This is a genomic window from Streptomyces sp. NPDC001868 (genome assembly GCF_040297125.1).
Lineage (GTDB): Bacteria > Actinomycetota > Actinomycetes > Streptomycetales > Streptomycetaceae > Streptomyces.
Window position 1 is genome coordinate 30,088 of the sequence record NZ_JBEOYO010000023.1, and the last position, 17,274, is coordinate 47,361.

Sequence of the window (17,274 nt, forward strand, 5' to 3'; positions counted from 1 at the left end):
GTTGGGGTCGCTTACTTACGGCCGACAGCGATTCCCTTCGTCTTCGCGGCCGTCTTGTTCTCGTAGACCACCACCCCCGTGGACTTCTTCCAGATCTTGATCTTGAAGGTGTCCGGGCCGTCCGTGGCGGTGATGCGGAAGGCGTAGCCGGTCTTGCCGTTGACCGTGCCGGAGCCCTGGTAGACGGCCTTGGAGCCGGTGATCACTAGCCAGTCGGAGCCGGTGGAGCGGAACTTCAGCTTGGCCTTGGCGAAGTCGAGCGCGGCCTTGCCGGACGGCTTGGTGGCGCCCTTGCCGTACTTGGCGGTGAAGGAGAAGCCCGTCGTACCGGTGAGCTTCGGGCCTGCCGGGAAGGACCCGGCGGGTGAGGTGAAGCTGCTGCTGCCGGTCGCGGCACCGGCGGCCGGGTTGTAGACGATCAGTTCGGGGAGCGTGCTGCTCGCCGAGGCGCCGTCGTCGTCGGTGACGGTGATCACCGGGCGGAAGATGCCGGCCTTGCGGTAGGTGTGCTCGGCCTTGCAGGTGCCGGTGGTGACCTTGCCGGTGGTGGGCTTGGTGCCGTCCTTCCAGTCGACCTTGCAGGTGTGCTTGTCACGGGTGCCCGGGTCGGTGAACTTCGCCGTGACCGAGGTGCCCTTGCCCGCCGCCACCGGGGACTTCGGGCCGGTCACCGAGCTGATCTTCGGGGCCGCGTTGGTGACGGTGACGGTGGCCGTGTCGCTGCTGCGGCCGCCGGTCAGGGTGACCGTGTAGGTGCCGTTGTCGGCGCAGGTGACCGTGGTCTTCGCGGACTTGGCGTCGGCGAAGACGCAGGGTGCGTCCTTCTCGGCCGTCCACTTGGGCGTACCCGCGCCGGAGACCGTGCCGTTCAGCTGGATCCTGTCGCCTTCCTTGCCGGAGGCGTCCGCGCCGGCCCGGGCGATGGTGACCGGGTCGATGCCCTCCAGGGTCGGGACGACCTTCTTCAGCAGGCCGGCGGAGTCGAACTCCAGCTTGTCGATGGTGGTTTCGCGGTGGGTGCCGTCACCGCCGGGGATGGCGAAGCGGTGGTAGACGATGTACCAGTCGTCGGTGTTCGGGACGTGGACCACGGAGTGGTGGCCGGGGCCCTTGATACCGAGCGAGAGGTCCTTCTCCAGGATCACGCCCTGCTTTGTCCAGGGACCGGTGGGCGAGGAGCCGGTGGCGTAGGCGACCCGGTAGTTCTCGTCACGTGTGTCGTTCTCCGACCACATGAAGTAGTAGGTGCCCTTGCGCTTGATGACGAAGGTGCCCTCGTTGTAGCCGCTCGGCGTGATGTTGGTGATCTTCGAGGAGTCGAAGGAGACCATGTCGTCGTTGAGCGGGACCACGTAGGCGCGGCCGTTGCCCCAGTAGAGGTACGAGGTGCCGTCGTCGTCGGTGAAGACCGCCGGGTCGATCATCTGGCCCGTGTGGTCACCGGCCTTGAGGAGCGGTTTGCCGAGCGCGTCCTTGAACGGGCCGGTGGGCGAGTCGGAGACCGCGACACCGATGTTCGCGTCGGCGCAGAAGTAGAAGTAGTACTTGCCGTTCCGCTCCTCCATCGCCGGGGCCCAGGCCCTGCTGTCCGCCCAGGAGACGTCCGGACCCAGGTCCAGGATGACGCCGTGGTCGGTCCAGTTGACCAGGTCCTTGGAGGAGTACGCCTTGAACTGCGTACCGCTCCAGCCCTCGAAGCCGTCGGTGGTTGGGTAGATGTAGAAGGTGTCACCGAAGCGGACGATGTTCGGGTCCGCGTTGAGGCCGGGCAGGACCGGGCTCTTCAGCTCCCGGGCCGACACCGTCCAGGTGCGCTTCTTGCCGTCCGAACCGGTGACCTCGTACGTCACCGGCTTGCTGAAGTTCTGCACGCTGCCGGAGGCGGGGCTGATCGTCGCGCCGTGGGCGAGGGTGAACTCCGGTGCCAGCTCGGTGAGATCGGTGCCCGGCTGCATCGGCAGGGTGACGCGGCTGCCGGCGTCGTCGATGATCGCGTCGGTCTTCAGCTGCGGGTGGGTGACCTTGGCGATGCCCGTGGTGTTGCCGCTGATCTCCAGGACCTCGGCTGCGGTCAGGGCCCGGTTGTAGATCCGGAAGTCGTCGACCTCACCGCCGAAGTACGGGTCGGGGGAGTACATGGACCGGCCGATGTAGCCGCTGTAGTCCTTGTCCGCGTCGTACAGGTCGGACGGCTTGACGCTGACGTCGGTGGCGCGGGACACCTCGATGCCGTCCGCGTAGAGGACCGCCGTCTTGGAGCCGCCGTCGACGGTGACGGTGACGTGCTGCCACTTGTCGACGGGGAGCCGCGCGCCCGACAGCTTCTTCTCCGCGCCCCAACTCGCCGCCGTGATGGCCGAGTAGAGCGACGAGGAACCGTTCGAGGGGCTGGCGAAAAGGTACTTGTCGCTGTCCGGGCCGAGGCCGAACAGCCACTGCCAGTTGTCGCCGCCCTTCCACTTCGCGTACGTGGAGACGGTGACGCTGTCGGCGTTCTTCAGCACGCCGTTCGGGATCTTGACGTACGGCGAGCTGGAGCCGCTGTTGCCGCCGGACATCTTGAAGGAGCCACCGTCGACGCCGGTGCCGAAGTCGGGCGTACGGACATAGGTGCCGTGGTAGCCGTGGCCGCTGGAGTCACGGGTGATGTTGCCGCCGGTCTCGTCGAAGCCGTACCGCAGGAGCAGGTCGGCCGGGACGTCCGGGCCCTCGGCGGAGACCGTGACCTCGGCCGTGGCCTCGATCGCCGCGTCGCCCGCCACGTCGCCCTTCACCGTGAAGGTGCCGGCCTGCGCGTACTGCGACTCGGCCACATCCTCCCAGGTGACGGCGACGGGCCGCTTGGCGCCGTCCGCGAACTCCGCGATGACGGTGGCCGGGAGGACCGGGGCGTCACCGATACGCGTCTCGACCTCGACGTCCTCGACGCTCGTGACGATCCCGTCCGGCTGGTAGGTCTTCAGCAGGCGGTCGTACTCGGCCTGGGTGACCGGGAGCACCGTGCCGTGCCGGGGCTTGGACGGCAGGTCGTAGTCGCTGGACGGGGTCCAGACACCGGAGGCCAGGTCCGTCGTCTCGAAGGGGATGTACCCGCGACCGCCGAACTCGTCCAGGAACGCGTACCACTTCTCCTCGGTGTTCGACTTGAACACCAACGGGCCCTCGGCGGCGCTCATCTCGCCCTTGCCGATGCCCTCGGCGACGGCTGTCCAGGAGAGGTTGCGCAGCGTGTCGCTCTTCTCCTCGAAGATGAACTTGCTGTTGGGCGTGGAGGAGCTGTTGTTCCGCTCGTCCTTGGAGAGACGGAAGTACTCGCCGTCGTGCCGGATGACCGTGGAGTCGATGACCGAGTAGCCGCGGTCGATCCAGACCTTGGGCTCGCTGAAGGTGTAGAAGTCACGGGTGGTCGCGTACATCATGCGGTTGTACGTGTCGCCGGAGTGGGCCTCGTTGTCGTACAGCTTCGACGCCCAGAACACGACGTACTCGCCGCGCTCCTCGTCGTAGTAGGCCTCCGGGGCCCAGGTGTTGCCGGCAGAGTCGGGCGAGACCTTCACCAGGCGCTGGTTCGTCCAGTTCACCAGGTCGGTCGACTCCCAGACCATGATGGACTTGCTGCCGGTGCGCTGGGAGGCGTCCCAGTCGCCGTTGCCGTAGATCCTCAGGTCGGTGGCGATCTGGTAGAACTTGTCGCCCTCGGGGGAGCGGATGATGAACGGGTCGCGCAGGCCCTTCTCACCGAGCGTGGAGGTCAGGACGGGCTTGCCGTCGTTCAACTCCCGCCACTTCAGCGGGTCGTTGCCCTTGCTGAGGGCCGCGTAGAGCTGCTCGCCGTCCGAGGTGCCCTCGCCGGTGAAGTAGCTGAACATATAGCCCTTGAGGGCTTCCTTCTTGGGCAGCTCCGGCACCTTCGCGGTGAAGGCGCGGGTCTTCTTCGCTTCGCCCTTGGTGACGGTCGCGGTCAGTTCGACCGTCGTGGCGCCTTCACCGTGCGCGGGACGGTTCACCACGCCCTCGGCGGAGACGACGTCCGTGTTCGCGGAGGACCAGGAGACCTCCGTGCCGAAGGTGCCCTTGGCAGGGAGCGTCAGATTGCCCCGGGCGTCGTCGAGGTTGTGCACGGTCAGCGCCTCGGCGGCCTGCTCGACGGCGGTCGTGTCGTCGAAGGTGGGCAGGACCGTGACCTCGAAGGTCTTGGTGGCGCTCACGGAACCCTTCTTCAGGGTCGCCGTCAGCGTGGCGTGGCCGTCCGGCTGACCGGCGGCGGGGCGGGTCACCGCGCCGGAGTCGGAGACGACGTCGGTGTTGTCGCTCTCCCAGCTGATGAGTGAGCCGCCGGCCGTGCCGGTCTTCGGCAGGTCCAGATCGGCGGTCACCGCGCTGGTGTCGCCCAGGCTGAGGGCGGCCTTGTCGGCGGCGAGGCCCTCTTCGGCGATGGGGAGCGAGAGCTGCTCGACCTCGGAGCCGGCGAGCGCGCGGTTGTAGACCCGGAAGTCACGGATCTTGCCCTTGAAGAGCTTGTCGCTGGTGTAGACCGACTTGCCTATGTAGTTGGCGGTGGTGGTGCCCGAGCCGATCGACCCCGGGGTGATGCTGACCGAGGTGTTGCGGCCGACCTCCACGCCGTCCTCGTACAGCACGGCCGTGTTGCCGGTCTGGGTGTAGGTGAGCTGCTTCCACACCGAGCGGGTCAGGTTGTGCGAGTCGGAGGGCCGGGTGTTCTGCTCGGTCGACCAGTTGCCGGAGGCGATGGCGGTGCGCAGCGAGTTGCCGGTGGCGAAGAGGTAGCCGTTGCCCGCGCCGCTGGTGGTGTTGCCGAAGCCGTAGATGAAGTACGGGCCTACCTGCGACTCGTCCATCAGCACGTCCATGGAGACGCTGATCGAGTCCATGCCCTTCATGACGTCGTTCGGCACCTTGATGTAGGTGTCCGAGCCGTTGAAGGCGAGGCCCTGGCCGTCGCCCGTCCAGCCGGCGGTGCCGTTCACCGTGCCGTCCCGGCCGTTGCCGGAGGCGTCGGTGGCGGTGGTGCCGGAGGCGGCGTCGAGCTTGTACCAGAGGGCCAGGCCGTCGGTGAGATCGGCGTCGTCCGCCGCGGCCGGAGCGGCGGGCCCTGCCAGGCCCAGGAGCAGTGACGCGGCGGTCAGTCCGGCGAGCGGACCCGCCCAGCGTCTCGCGCGGCCGCGCAGACGTGCGATGTACGTCATGTCGAGTATCCCTGCTGAGAGCACGGCTGATGAAGGTGTGGCGAAGGCAAGGGGGAAGGAGAAGGCGGCAACGGGAAGCGGCTCGAAAGGGCGGGAAACCCTCGCCCTGGGCGCCCCGCTGTTTCGGCCTTGTGACGTCGTGTTGCGAGAGTGTCAATCGGGGTGTGGTGAGGCGTCAAGAGGTTTCGAACAATGTCCGACGGGTCGAACGGACGGAAACGCACGAAACCCCCGTTCCCTGAGGAGAACGGGGGTTCGGTGCCGCGCCTACCGCACCGGGCGTATCAATTCCCAGGTGTCGACCGCGAAGTCCAGCTTCATACCGTGCCGTTCGTAGAGCGCGAGGGCGCCGGTGCTGTTGTCGGTGTCGACGCCGAGGCCGATGCGGTCGCGGCCCAGCGCCCCGTAGTGACCGAAGGTGTGGCCGAGCAGCAGACTGCCGAGACCACGGCCCCGGGCCTCGCGCAGGACGCCGATGCTGGAGATCCAGGCCATGGCGGAACGGTCGTTGCGGGACCGCAGGGCCGCCACGTCACCGAGACCGTCGACGTGCGCGATCCAGACCAGCGACCAGTCGACGTTCTCGGCGTCGATGTCGTCCAGCCACTGCTCGTACGTACGCGGCTGGAAGTCGAAGTGCTCGGCGAAGGCCGTCTGCAGCAGGGCGTGGGCCTTCCTGCGGTCCGGCTCCGTGTCACAGGTGCGCAGGGTGACGCCGGGCGGGAGCGTCGGCAGCGGCTCGGCGGGGGAGAGCGGGCGGGCCATGACGTTGTAGCGGCGGACCGTGCGCCAGCCGCGTCCGCGCAGCGCGTCCAGGTCCATCGTCGGCGCGATGTTGAGGTGCATGTGCACGACCGCGCGGTCCGCGCCGTTGGCCGCCGCGCGCTCCGCCGCCCGGGCCTCCATCAGGTCGAACAGATGCAGGGCGCCGAGGAGTTGGCCGGGCAGCGTGTAGTGGTCCATGTCGACGCGTTCGCCGCCGGACTCGTCCCACAGCAGCCCGTACGCCACCAGGCGGTCCCCCTCGAACAGCAGCCAGGAGTCACGCTCCAGGTCCGCCTCGGGGTGCTTCAGGTCGGCCTGCACCTCGACCAGTTCGGTCTCGGCGCGGCCTACCTCCAGCAGGTCGATCTCGTTGAGCAGCGCGCACACCGCCTCCGCGTCGTCGAGCGTCGCCGGGCGCACGGTCAGGCCGGGTGGGAGGGGGGTGGGGTGCGTCGTCATGGGGCCCACTTTCGGGGGGCCGGGGGTTGGACCGCAACGGGATTTCGGGGGGCCGGGGGGTGTGGTGGGCCGGGGACGAGAGGCGCCCTCCGCCGGGGCTGGCCGGGGCTTGGAGGTGCTTTCCGGCGCTTACAGGGCGCCGCCTGCGCCCACCCGTGCCGCCCCAGCGGCACGATTGCCCGCAGTTGTTGTGGAGGGGGCGGAGCCCTCCTCCAGGGGCGCGGGGAACTGCGCGATCAGCCACCTACCACGCGCAGTCGCCCAACAACCCGCACCCCCGACCCATGAGGCGCCCCCTTCCGCACCCCGAGCCATGAGGCGCCCTTCCGCACCCCCGAGCCCCACGCGCCCTTCACGCCCTTCACGCCGCCACAGGCAACCCCGGCGTCCGGAACACCCGTTGCCGCGCATCGACCGCGAAGACCTCGCAGCCAGGCCGGGCCGCGGCCCACTCAACCCCTTCGGCGCCCATCGCGAACGCGGCGGTCGCCGTCGCGTCGGCCTCCGTCAACGACGGGGCCACCACCGTGAGGCTCAGCAGACCCGTCGCCGGGCGGCCCGTGCGGCCGTCGAGGATGTGGTCGCCGCGCTCGTAGCGGGCGGAGGTGGCGACCGCCCCGTCCGTGAGGGACAGGACCACGCAGAGGCGGTCGGCCCGCTCGGGGTGGCGTACGCCCACCCGCCACGGACCACCGGTCGCCGCCACGTCGCCCCCCGCGTTGAGGCACAGCCGCTTCGCGCCCAGGTCCGTCAGCAGTTCCGCCGCCCGCTGCACGGCCCACCCCTTCACCATGGCGCAGGGGTCGAGCCCGCGCCCCGGCAGCCGTACGTCGAACGCGCCGCCCGTAGCAACCCGGTACTCCTCGCAGAGGTCCAGCACCTCGGCCAGGTCCGCGCTGACCTCGTGCGGGGCCAGCTCACCCCGGTCCAGCCGCGACACCTCGCTGTCGGCGCGGAACGGGCTGAACCGGGCGTCGACCTCGCGCAGCCAGTCGAACGCCGGCTCCGTGGCCTCGGCGGTGGTGACCCCGTCCTCGTCGTCCTCGATCAGCAGCGAGATCGGGAACCCCATGATGTGCTCGACGCGGCGCACCGGATCAGGCCTTCGCGTCGATCGCGGCCTGGAGGGACTCCCGGTAGCCGTCGCTGGTGATGGTGGCGCCGGAGACGGTGTCGATGTCGGCGCTCTGCGCCTCCAGCGTCTCCTTGATGAGCACCGGGACGGCCGCCTCGGTCTGCGGGTGGTTCGGCTGCTTCAGCATCTCCACGGCGGCGATCTTCTCGCCCTCGAAGGTCACCTGGACCTGGACGTCGCCCTTGGAGGTGGCGACCGTCGGGCCCGCGACGGTCCGGCTCGCGCTCTCGTCCGAGGCGCCGGCCCCCTCCGAAGCGGAAGCGGACGGTGAGGCGGACGAGGAGGACGCCGACTTCTCGTTCTCGTCGATCGCGGCCTGGAGGGACTCCCGGTAGCCGTCACTGGTGATGGTGGCGCCCGAGACGGTGTCGATGTCGGCGCTCTGCGCCTCCAGCGTCTCCTCGATCAGTACCGGCACCGCGGCTTCCGTCTGCGGATGGTCCGGCTGCTGGAGCATCTTGACGGCGGTGATCTTCCCGCCCTGGAAGGTCGCCTGGACCTGGACGGGACCCTTCTCGGTGTCGACCGTCGTGCCCGGGACGACGGTGGAGCCCGCCGCGGCGGTCGCCGAGTCCGACGGGGACTCGACGGTCGTCGTCGTGGACGTCGTGTCGGTCGAGGGGGCGTAGCGCCAGACGGGAACCAGCGCGGCGGCGCTCAGGACCAGGGCGGGTATGGCTCGTTTCACAGTGCTGTCCTCGTGTCCCGGTGTCCCTCAGCCGGCCAGGCTGAAGCGTTCGAAGTGGATCTGCGGCTTGGGCACGTCCAGCTCACGCAGGCTGCCCAGGACCGCGTTCATCATCGGCGGCGGCCCGCACAGGAACACGTCCCGGTCGGTGATGTCCGGCACCATGCGCTGCAGCTCGCGCGGCGCCAGCAGATCGGGGCTGACGGGGCCGGAGACCAGGTGCAGTTCGGCGCCCTTGTCGAAGGCGAGCTGCTGGAGCTCGTTGTAGAGGACCGCGTCCTGCTTCGCGGCCACCCGGTAGATCACCACGGCGTGTCCCTGGATCTCCTCCAGCAGGGCCCGGATCGGGGTGACACCGACGCCGCCCGCGATGAGCACGGACTCCGGCCGGGTGCGGTGCATCGCGGTGAAGGCGCCGTACGGGCCCTCGGCGAACACCCGCGTGCCGACCTTCACATGCCGCAGGGCGGCGGAGCCCTCGCCGGCCGCCTTCGCGGTCAGCCGCAGCTGCCTGCCGTCGGGCGCGGCCGACAGCGAGAACGGGTTGGCCTGCCACCAGCGGTCCCGGGTCAGGAAGCGCCACAGGAAGAACTGGCCGGCCCGCGCGGGCATCCGGTCCAGGTCGCGGCCGGTCATGTAGATGGACACGACGTTGTCGGCCTCGGGGACGACGGCGGTGACACGGAGCTGGTGGCGCCAGTTGCGCCACAGCGGCAGGACCAGCCGGCCCGTGAACACCGAGGCCAGGGCCACGCCCCACAGCACGTACCAGTACGCCGTCGCGGTCTCGGACGAGGCGAACGACGTGCCCGCGGCGACCTGGTGCGTGAAGGCCAGCACCACCGCGACATAGGTGTACAGGTGGATGAAGTGCCAGGTCTCGTAGGCCAGCCTGCGCCGGGCGTACCGGGCCGAGACCACGCCGATCACGATGATGATGCCGAGCGCGACGATCGCGCGCAGCACGCCCTCGACGGTCTCGGCGAGGTCGACCAGCTGGCTGAGCGGGTCCATGTCCGAGGACTGGGCGTAGCCGAAGCTGATGAACACCCCGTGCGCGACCAGCAGCCACAGCACCGAGAAGCCGGTCCAGCGGTGCCAGGAGGTCAGCCGGTCCATGCCGATGCGCCGGTCGAACCACGGCAGCCGGGCCACCAGCAGCAGCTGGAACGCCATCAGGAGCGCGCCGTAAAGACCGGTCAGGCGGCCCAGCACGATGAGGGCGTTCGAGGCGAAGCCGGCCTGGACGAAGAAGAAGGTCACCACGGCCACGTTCGCCGCCAGCACCGTGTACAGACCGGTGCGGGCGACCACTTTGGGGCGCGCTCCCGAGCGGCTGACCGCCGCGGGGGGTTGTTGGACAGTGGTCACGGGGAGAGCTCCTTGATCGGGTGGGGATACGAGCTTCTCCGGGGAGTGCTGTCGTTTTACTGTCGGACAACTTTCAAGTTTTTATCGATCGGCTGCCAGACTGTGAGCGGCTATGGCGTGCGCCGATCGGTAGCGCAGTATGAGCACGTGGAAAAAGTGCGACTTCTCGTGGTGGACGACGACCCGCCGATCGCGGACCTGGTGGCGACCGTCGCCCGCTACGAGGGCTGGGACGCCGTCACGGCGCACTCCGGTGAGGAGGCGCTGCGGCAGGCGGCCGCGTTCCATCCCGACATCGTGGTCCTGGACCTGATGCTGCCGGGCGTGGACGGCTTCGGCGTGCTCGACCGGCTGCGGCAGTCCGGCACGATGGTGCCCGTGGTGTTCCTGACCGCCCGCGACGGCGTCGCCGACCGGGTCGCGGGACTCACCCGGGGCGGCGACGACTACCTGGTCAAACCGTTCGCCGTGGAGGAGCTGATGGCCCGGCTGCGCACCGTGCTGCGCCGCAGCGCCGGGCCCGCCTTCCAGCGCTCCGTGCTCCAGGTCGCGGACCTGTCGATGGACGAGGACACCCGTGAGGTCCGCCGCGGCGACAAACTCCTCACCCTCACGCCCACCGAGTACGAGGTCCTGCGCTACCTGATGCGCAAGTCCCCGACCGTCCTCACCAAGGCCCAGATCCTCGACCACGTCTGGGAGTACGGCTTCGGCGGCCGCTCCAACGTCGTCGAGCTGGTCGTCAGCCGGCTGCGCCGCAAGCTGGAGGACACCGGCGAACCGCTCATCCACACCGTCCGGGGCTTCGGCTACGTGCTGCGACTGGCCACCGAGTGATCGCCCGACTCAGGCAGAGCTACCGCGACATGCGCCTCGGCACCCGGCTGGCCCTCGGCCTCGGCGCCCTGGCGCTCGTCGTGTTCGCCGTCGTCGGCAGCGCGCTGACCATGTACATGCGCGACTATCTGTCCGCCCAGCTCAACGAACAGCTGAAGATCGCGCAGATCGCCCAGTCCAAGAGCATCGCGGACTACGGCACGCTCAAGGGCAAGAAGTACTACCGCTGGTACTACGCCGTGTACGACACCTCGGGCGGCGCCCCGGTGCTGCGGAAGCCCGAGGACCCCGGTGACCTGCCCAAGGACATCGACGACTTCACCCTCGTGGCCAAGGCGCTGACGGTCGAGGGCAAGGAGGTCACCCGCACCGAGCACCTCAAGGGCCAGGGCCAGTACCGGCTGCGGGCCTGCGAGGTCGAGCCCGGAGTGGTCCTGGTCAGCGCCGCGCCCATGGACGACATCGAGGACACCGTCGGCCAGCTGATCACGGTCCAGGTCGTCACCTTCGTCCTCGCCCTGATGGCGCTCGTGGTGTTCGGCCGGGCCATGCTGCGGCGCGGTCTGAAACCGCTGAGCGACATGGCGCACACCGCCCGGGGCATCACCTCGCACGATCTGACGGACTCGGCGCGGCTGCCGGTGCGCCACGACAACCGCGACGGCGGCCCCGAGGTCGAGGAGCTGCGCACCGCCTTCAACACCATGCTGGAGCACATCGACGACGCGCTCGCCGTCCGCACCGAGGCCGAACAGCGCCTGCGCCGCTTCGTCGCCGACGCCTCCCACGAGCTGCGTACGCCCCTGATGTCGGTACGCGGCTACGCCGACCTCTTCCAGTACGCCGCCGCGCACAGCCCCGAGGAACGCGACAAGCACCTGGCCCGGCTGCGCGCCGAGGCCGCCCGTATGGGGTACCTGCTGGACGACCTGCTGATGCTCGCCCGCCTCGACGCCGCCGATGTGGAGACCCCGCTGCGGCTGGAGGAGGCCGACCTGGTCGAGCTGGCGCTCCAGGCGGCGGACGCGTTCCGCGCGGGCCACCCCGACCATCCGCTGACCGTGCGGACCGGCCCCGCCCCCGTACGGCTGCGCCTCGACCCCCTGCGCCTGCGCCAGGTCCTCGACAACCTCCTCACCAACGCCGCCGTGCACACACCGCGCGGCACGAAGGTCTGCCTGGAGGTGTCCGTCACCCCCGGCACGGATGCGTCCGGTACGACCGCGTCCGGCATGGCCGCCTCCGGCACGGCCGCGTCCGCCAAGGTCTCCTCCGGTACGGCCGAGGTGCGGATCACCGACTCCGGGCCCGGTATCCCGGCCGACGACCAGGAGCGCGTCTTCGACCGCTTCTACCGCGTCGACAAGGCCCGCAGCCGCGACCGGGGCGGCAGCGGCCTGGGCCTCGCCGTCGCCCGCTCCCTGGTCCGGGCCCACGGCGGCACCATCACGCTGGCCGGCGAACCGGGCACGACGACGTTCACGGTGCGCCTGCCGTTGGGCGAGGACGGGGCGTAGGGCCCTGCGCCCGGGGAGGAAGGCGGAGGGCCCCTCCCGTGCCGCGCGCGTTCCGGCCGGTGGCCTAATCTGATCGCCATGGGCAAGACGGTGCGGCAGGCCGCGCGAGCGACCCTTCAGCTGTTCATCGCCGCCGCGATGTGCTTCGGCATGTACCTCTTCATCACGGTGCTGCTGATCACCGCGATCGCCACCGTCGCCGTGGTGGGCGCCTGGATGCTGCCCGAGACCGTGATGCTGATCCGCCGGATCGCCGGCGCGAAACGCCACCAGGTGGCCGCCTGGACCGGCCGGACCGTCCCCGAGGCCTACCAGCCCATCGAGGGCACCGTGCGCGAGCGTCTGCGGATCGCCGTCCGTGACCCCGGCACCCACACCGACGCCCGCTGGATGCTCGCGTACTACCTCTACGGCGCCCTCTTCTTCCTCGCGGTACCCCTGTGGCCGCTGGGCCTGGTCGTCGACGGCGTGTGGTGCGGACTGTTCCGCCGCGCAGCCGTCGTCCTGCCGTGGATCAGCCGCCTCGCCGGCCTCGACGCCCGCTGGTCCGAGGCCCTGCTCAGGCCCTCGCCCAAGGCCCGTCTCGCCGAGCGGGTGGAGGAGCTGACGGCGACCCGGGCCGACGCCATCGCCGCCCACGGCGCCGAACTCCGCCGTATCGAACGCGACCTGCACGACGGCGCCCAGGCCCGCCTCGTCTCGCTCTCCATGCGGATCGGGCTGGCCCAGCGCGCGTACGACCGCGACCCGGACGCCGCCCGCAGGCTGCTGGTCGACGCCCAGGACCAGGCGGAGGCCGCCCTGACCGAGCTCCGGCACGTCGTGCGCGGCATCCACCCGCCGATCCTCACCGACCGGGGCCTGGCCGGCGCCGTACGGGCCCTGGCGGCGAGCAGCGGGCTCGAAGTGGCCGTGGACGTCAGCGGGTTGGAGGTCACCGACGAGCCGCGTCCACCCGCCGCGGTGGAGGCCGCCGCATACTTCGCGGTCGCCGAGGCCCTGACCAACGCCGCCAAGCACAGCGGCTGCGACCACGCCGAGGTCGGTCTCGCCCGCACGGCCCGGGGCGTGCGGGTCCTGGTGCGCGACGACGGCCGGGGCGGCGCCGAGGCGTCCGGGGCGGCCACCAAGAGCGGCCTCGACGCGGCCTTCGCGAGGGGCGGATCCGGAATCCTCGGGATGCGGCGGCGGGTCGCCGCGCTCGACGGGACCATGGCGGTGACCAGTCCCGTCGGGGGGCCCACCGTGATCGACGTGCTGCTGCCCTGCGTATGGTGAGCGAAACGGAATCATCGGCCGATCCGGGGGCATCGCGAGCGCGGCGGCCGAGGACAGAGGTGGGACTGCCGTGCGCGTGGTGATCGCCGAGGACAACGCCCTGCTGCGCGAGGGCCTGGTCCTGCTGCTGACATCGGCCGGCCACGAGGTGGCGGCCGTCGCGGGCAGCGGCCCCGAGGTCCTCCCCGCCCTCCTGGAACACCGCCCGGACGTCGCCGTCCTGGACGTGAGGATGCCGCCCGGCTTCCGCGACGAGGGGCTGCGCGCCGCCCTGGAGGCCCGGCAGAGGATCCCCGGCCTGCCGGTGCTGGTCCTCTCGCAGTACGTGGAGGAGTCGTACGCCGCCGAACTGCTCGGCGGGGGCGCGAGCGGGGTCGGCTATCTGCTCAAGGACCGGGTCGGCCGGGTCGACGAGTTCCTGGACGCGCTGGACCGGGTCGCCGCCGGCGGCACCGCGCTCGACCCGGAGGTGGTGACCGAGCTGCTGACCCGCCGCAAGGACTCACCGCTCGACTCGCTCACCCCGCGCGAACGCGAGGTGCTGAAGCTGATGGCCGAGGGACACGACAACGCCACCATCGCCAGGACCCTCGTCGTCACCGAACGCGCGGTGAGCAAGCACATCGGCAACGTCTTCCTGAAGCTCGGCCTGCCGACCAGCGACAGCGGACACCGCAGGGTGCTGGCCGTGCTGGCGTACCTGAACAACACATAGCGGGCGGCGAGAGCGGCCGGCCCGCACGGCGAGGGGCCCGCACGGCGAGGGGCCCGCCGCCGGCGACAACCGGTGACGGGCCCCTCGCGTCCGAGGACCGTGTCGCCCTACTCGCCCTACTCGTCGTACTCGTCGTACTCGTCCTACTCGTCGAACGTCACGACGACCTTCTCCGCCGCCCCCGGCGTCAGCGCCAGCTCGAACGCGTGGGCGACATCGGTGGACGGCACCCGGTGGCTGATGAGCTTGGCGAAGCGCTCGTGGTGCTCGACGATCTCGGGCGTGACCTCGAAGATCTCGGTGGGGTAGCCCTGGGAGGCGACGAGGGTCAGCTCGCTGCGGAGCATGCCGCCGAGGTCGATCTCCGAACCCTTCTTCTGCACGGCGACCATGACGAGCTTCGCGCCCCACTTGGCCGAGCCCACCACGGTGTTGAACACGGCGGGGACACCGGCCGCGTCGATGAAGATGTCGGTGCCGGGCCGGGGCTGGCCGAGCGCGTTGGCGGACTGGCCGTGCAGGTCGGTCAGACGGGCGGCGACATCCTCCTCGGCGGAGTCGATGACGGCGTCCGCGCCCACGGCCAGTGCCTTCTCCAGCCGGGAGGGGATGACGTCGGCGACGACCACGTGCTTCACACCGCGCAGCTTCAGCCAGATCGCCGCGCCGAGGCCGATGGGCCCGGCACCGAAGACGACGACCTTGTCGTCCGGGCCCGCCTCGGAGCGGTTGACGCAGTGCCGGGACACGGCCATGGGCTCGTTGAGGGAGGCGATGTCGAAGGGCACGGTGTCGGGGAAGACCGCCACACCCTTGCCGACCTCGGCGTTCTCGATCAGCAGATACTCGCTCATCCCGCCGTACTTGCCGCCGCAGCCGATGATGCCGGTCGGCGCGTCCTGCGGGTTGACGACCACCCGGTCGCCCACCGCGAGACCGGTGACCTCGGCGCCGGCCTCGACGATCTCACCGGCCGGCTCGTGGCCGAGCGGCACCGGCACCATCTCACCGCCCTGGTGACCGCGGGAGGGCATGCCTCCCATGTGGAGGAAGGTCACGTCGGTGCCGCAGATGCCGCAGGCGCGGATGCGTACGAGCACGTCCTTGGGCCCGGGCACCGGGCGCTCGACGTCCACGACCTCGACCTTGCCGACACCGGCGGTCTGGACGGACTTCATCGTGGCCATGGGGAGACTCACTTTCTGGAGGAACTACGGGGCGGCTCGGGGACGGCCGCCGCGTGAGTGTGGGCGTACAGAGGGAGGTGTCGCCGGTCGGGCCGGGCCCCGGACGGATTCCGGTGAACCCCGACCCGACCGGGTCGGCCCCGGGCGGGGCCCCGGGCCGGGGCTGTCAGACGGCGGCCCAGGCGTCGTCGACGGGCAGGACCACGCCGTTGACGAAGGCGGCCGCGTCGGAGGCGAGGAAGAGGATCGCGTCGGCCTGCTCCTCGGCCGTGCCGAGCCGGCCGATGTTGGCGCCGATCAGCCCGCCGACGACCGCCGGGCCGTGGGCCTGCTGGTCGGCGTCGACCTGGATGTTGGTCATCGTGGGGCCGGGGGCTATCGCGTTGGCCCGGATGCCCTGCTTGCGGTACATCACCGACAGGTTCTTCACCAGGCCGACGACACCGTGCTTCGACGCGGTGTAGGCGGCACCGGCCGCGCTGCCGCGCAGTCCGGCCTCGGAGGCGGTGAAGACGATCACGCCGCGCTCCGCCGCCAGCATGTGCGGCAGGGCGGCCCGGGTGAGCAGGAACGGCGCGGTCAGGTTGATCCGGATGACCCGCTCCCACTCGGCGTCGTCGACGTCCGCGAGGGCCGACATCCGGTCCATGATCCCGGCGTTGTTCACCAGGACGTCCAGCCCGCCGAAGGCCTCCACGGCACGCGCGACGACCTCGTCGACGACCGTCTGCTCGCTGAGGTCGCCCACGACCGTGAGAGCGGTGCCGCCGGCCGTCCCGATCGCCTTGAGCGTCTCCTCGGCGGCCTCCTTGTTGAGGTCCGCGATCAGGACCTTGGCGCCCGCCGCGGCGAACTTCAGGGCCGCGGCCCGACCGATGCCGGAACCGGCGCCCGTGACGACGACACCGCGGCCTTCGAGACCGATACTGCTCATGAACTGTCCTTCTTTCGTCGGGTGGGCCGGTCGCCGGACGGGGGAGTTCCCGCCCGGTCGGGCCCACGATCAGTGGTCCGGTGGGTCATGGGAGCGCCCCGAGGGCGTGCAGGACCGCGTCGGCCATGCCGCGCTCACCGCGCTCGTTGGGGTGTACGGCGGCCGCGGGGGAGCGCGGCAGAAGTGGCTCGATCCAGCGCGTGTCCTCGGCGGAACACGCGTCGTGTCCCTCGGACGGCTCGTACGTGTCGACGTATCGCGCCCCGGCGGCCTCGGCGCGCTCGCGCAGCATGCCGTTCAGCTCGCGCTCCTTGTTCCGGACGAAGGAGACGTCACCGGGGGCGAGCTCCAGCTCGCGGCCGCAGTCCCCGTCGTCCGAGGGCAGGATCGCCGGGTAGCCGACCACATAGACCCGCGCCTTCGGTGCCCGCCGGGCGACCTCGTCCAGCGCGCGGGCGAGCCGCCCGTCGGCCGCCTCGATCCTCTGCCGCACCTGGTCGACGTCCCCGGACACGTACCGCTTCTCGCAGGGGGCGTCGTCGCCGCCGTCCCGGCCGCCGGTGACCTGGTACACCACGCCGCTCGTGACGCACCGCCGGATCGCCGAGGCGAAGCCGATGTCGTTGCCGCCGATGCCGACCGTGACCAGCCGGGTCGCGCGGGACAGGGCGTCGAACTGGGCGGGGTTGGTGCCGTCGTCGGTCGACTGGGGTGCGGACAGGTCGGCGATGGTGGCTCCGGTGCAGCTGACGTCGCGGAAGTCGGATGCCTCGATCTTCAGCTCGGCGGCGACGAGGGCCGGATAGTTCCGGCCGGACCGCTCACAGCCGGCGGGGGTGCCGCCCTGTTCGGGGATCCTCGGCCCGGCCGTGTAGGAGTCGCCGAGGGCGACGTACGGGCCCGTCGGGGGCGAGGTGGCGTCGTTGCCCTCGTCTCCGTCCCGTCCGACGCTTATCGCGGTGACCAGCACGCCGCAGGCGAGCGCCCCAGCCAGGCCGGCTCGTAGAGAGGTCCTCATCGCTGTGTCCTGTCTTCCGTCTCTGCGGGTGGTGCGGTGTTCGCTCGGCCGGGCGAGGGGCGGCTGGGGCGGCCGGGCGGGTTCGGGTCGTACGCGGTCGGGCGCGTCGTGCGTGCGGCGCCGGGGACGTGAGGGTGTCCCCGGGCCCGGCGCCGTTCGGGGG

General features: G+C 70.7%; 12 protein-coding genes. 4 read left to right on the top strand and 8 right to left on the bottom strand.

The genetic code is table 11. The annotated features are described in order from the left end of the window. Positions 1 to 11 precede the first annotated feature (11 nt). The 5 genes from ABT147_RS25465 to ABT147_RS25485 form a co-directional block, all read right to left on the bottom strand. Positions 12 to 5,207, bottom strand: a complete 5,196-nt coding sequence (locus tag ABT147_RS25465) for a family 43 glycosylhydrolase (protein ID WP_351410028.1) — start codon at positions 5,205 to 5,207, stop codon at positions 12 to 14. A gap of 267 nt (positions 5,208 to 5,474) precedes the next feature. Further along, entirely contained in the window at positions 5,475 to 6,431 is a 957-nt protein-coding gene (locus ABT147_RS25470) for a GNAT family N-acetyltransferase (protein ID WP_351410031.1), read from the bottom strand. Positions 6,432 to 6,792: 361 nt separating this feature from the next. Beyond that, positions 6,793 to 7,524 (bottom strand): FAD:protein FMN transferase, encoded by a 732-nt coding sequence (locus tag ABT147_RS25475; RefSeq protein WP_351410033.1) that lies wholly within the window; start codon positions 7,522 to 7,524, stop codon positions 6,793 to 6,795. 4 nt (positions 7,525 to 7,528) lie between these two features. After that, the gene (locus ABT147_RS25480) at positions 7,529 to 8,254 is read right to left on the bottom strand and encodes an FMN-binding protein (RefSeq protein ID WP_351410035.1); all 726 of its coding nucleotides are present in this window, start codon (positions 8,252 to 8,254) and stop codon (positions 7,529 to 7,531) included. Positions 8,255 to 8,281: 27 nt separating this feature from the next. Beyond that, a complete protein-coding gene (locus ABT147_RS25485; RefSeq protein WP_351410037.1) occupies positions 8,282 to 9,625 on the bottom strand; it encodes a ferredoxin reductase family protein in 1,344 nt (447 codons plus the stop codon). 147 nt (positions 9,626 to 9,772) lie between these two features. Here ABT147_RS25485 and ABT147_RS25490 point away from each other — a divergent pair, with 147 nt between their 5' ends. The 4 genes from ABT147_RS25490 (at position 9,773) to ABT147_RS25505 (ending at position 13,972) form a co-directional block, all read left to right on the top strand. After that, positions 9,773 to 10,462 (top strand): response regulator transcription factor, encoded by a 690-nt coding sequence (locus ABT147_RS25490; protein WP_351410039.1) that lies wholly within the window; start codon positions 9,773 to 9,775, stop codon positions 10,460 to 10,462. Beyond that, entirely contained in the window at positions 10,459 to 11,979 is a 1,521-nt protein-coding gene (locus ABT147_RS25495; protein WP_351410041.1) for a sensor histidine kinase, read from the top strand. Before ABT147_RS25490 ends, ABT147_RS25495 begins: the two co-directional genes overlap by 4 nt. Before the next feature lie 78 nt (positions 11,980 to 12,057). Further along, on the top strand, positions 12,058 to 13,257 hold the full coding sequence (locus ABT147_RS25500; protein ID WP_351410044.1) for a sensor histidine kinase: 1,200 nt from the start codon (positions 12,058 to 12,060) through the stop codon (positions 13,255 to 13,257). A gap of 70 nt (positions 13,258 to 13,327) precedes the next feature. Beyond that, a complete protein-coding gene (locus ABT147_RS25505) occupies positions 13,328 to 13,972 on the top strand; it encodes a response regulator (RefSeq protein ID WP_351410046.1) in 645 nt (214 codons plus the stop codon). 143 nt (positions 13,973 to 14,115) lie between these two features. On the opposite strand, the gene ABT147_RS25510 is transcribed toward ABT147_RS25505, so the two are convergent. The 3 genes from ABT147_RS25510 to ABT147_RS25520 all read right to left on the bottom strand — a co-directional run bounded on the left by ABT147_RS25510 (position 14,116) and on the right by ABT147_RS25520 (position 17,111). Next, entirely contained in the window at positions 14,116 to 15,159 is a 1,044-nt protein-coding gene (locus tag ABT147_RS25510; RefSeq protein WP_351410048.1) for a zinc-dependent alcohol dehydrogenase, read from the bottom strand. Positions 15,160 to 15,325: 166 nt separating this feature from the next. Further along, positions 15,326 to 16,093, bottom strand: a complete 768-nt coding sequence (locus tag ABT147_RS25515) for an SDR family NAD(P)-dependent oxidoreductase (RefSeq protein WP_351410050.1) — start codon at positions 16,091 to 16,093, stop codon at positions 15,326 to 15,328. An 85-nt stretch (positions 16,094 to 16,178) separates the two neighbouring features. Further along, the gene (locus ABT147_RS25520; RefSeq protein ID WP_351410052.1) at positions 16,179 to 17,111 is read right to left on the bottom strand and encodes an SGNH/GDSL hydrolase family protein; all 933 of its coding nucleotides are present in this window, start codon (positions 17,109 to 17,111) and stop codon (positions 16,179 to 16,181) included. Between the last annotated feature and the right edge of the window lie 163 nt (positions 17,112 to 17,274).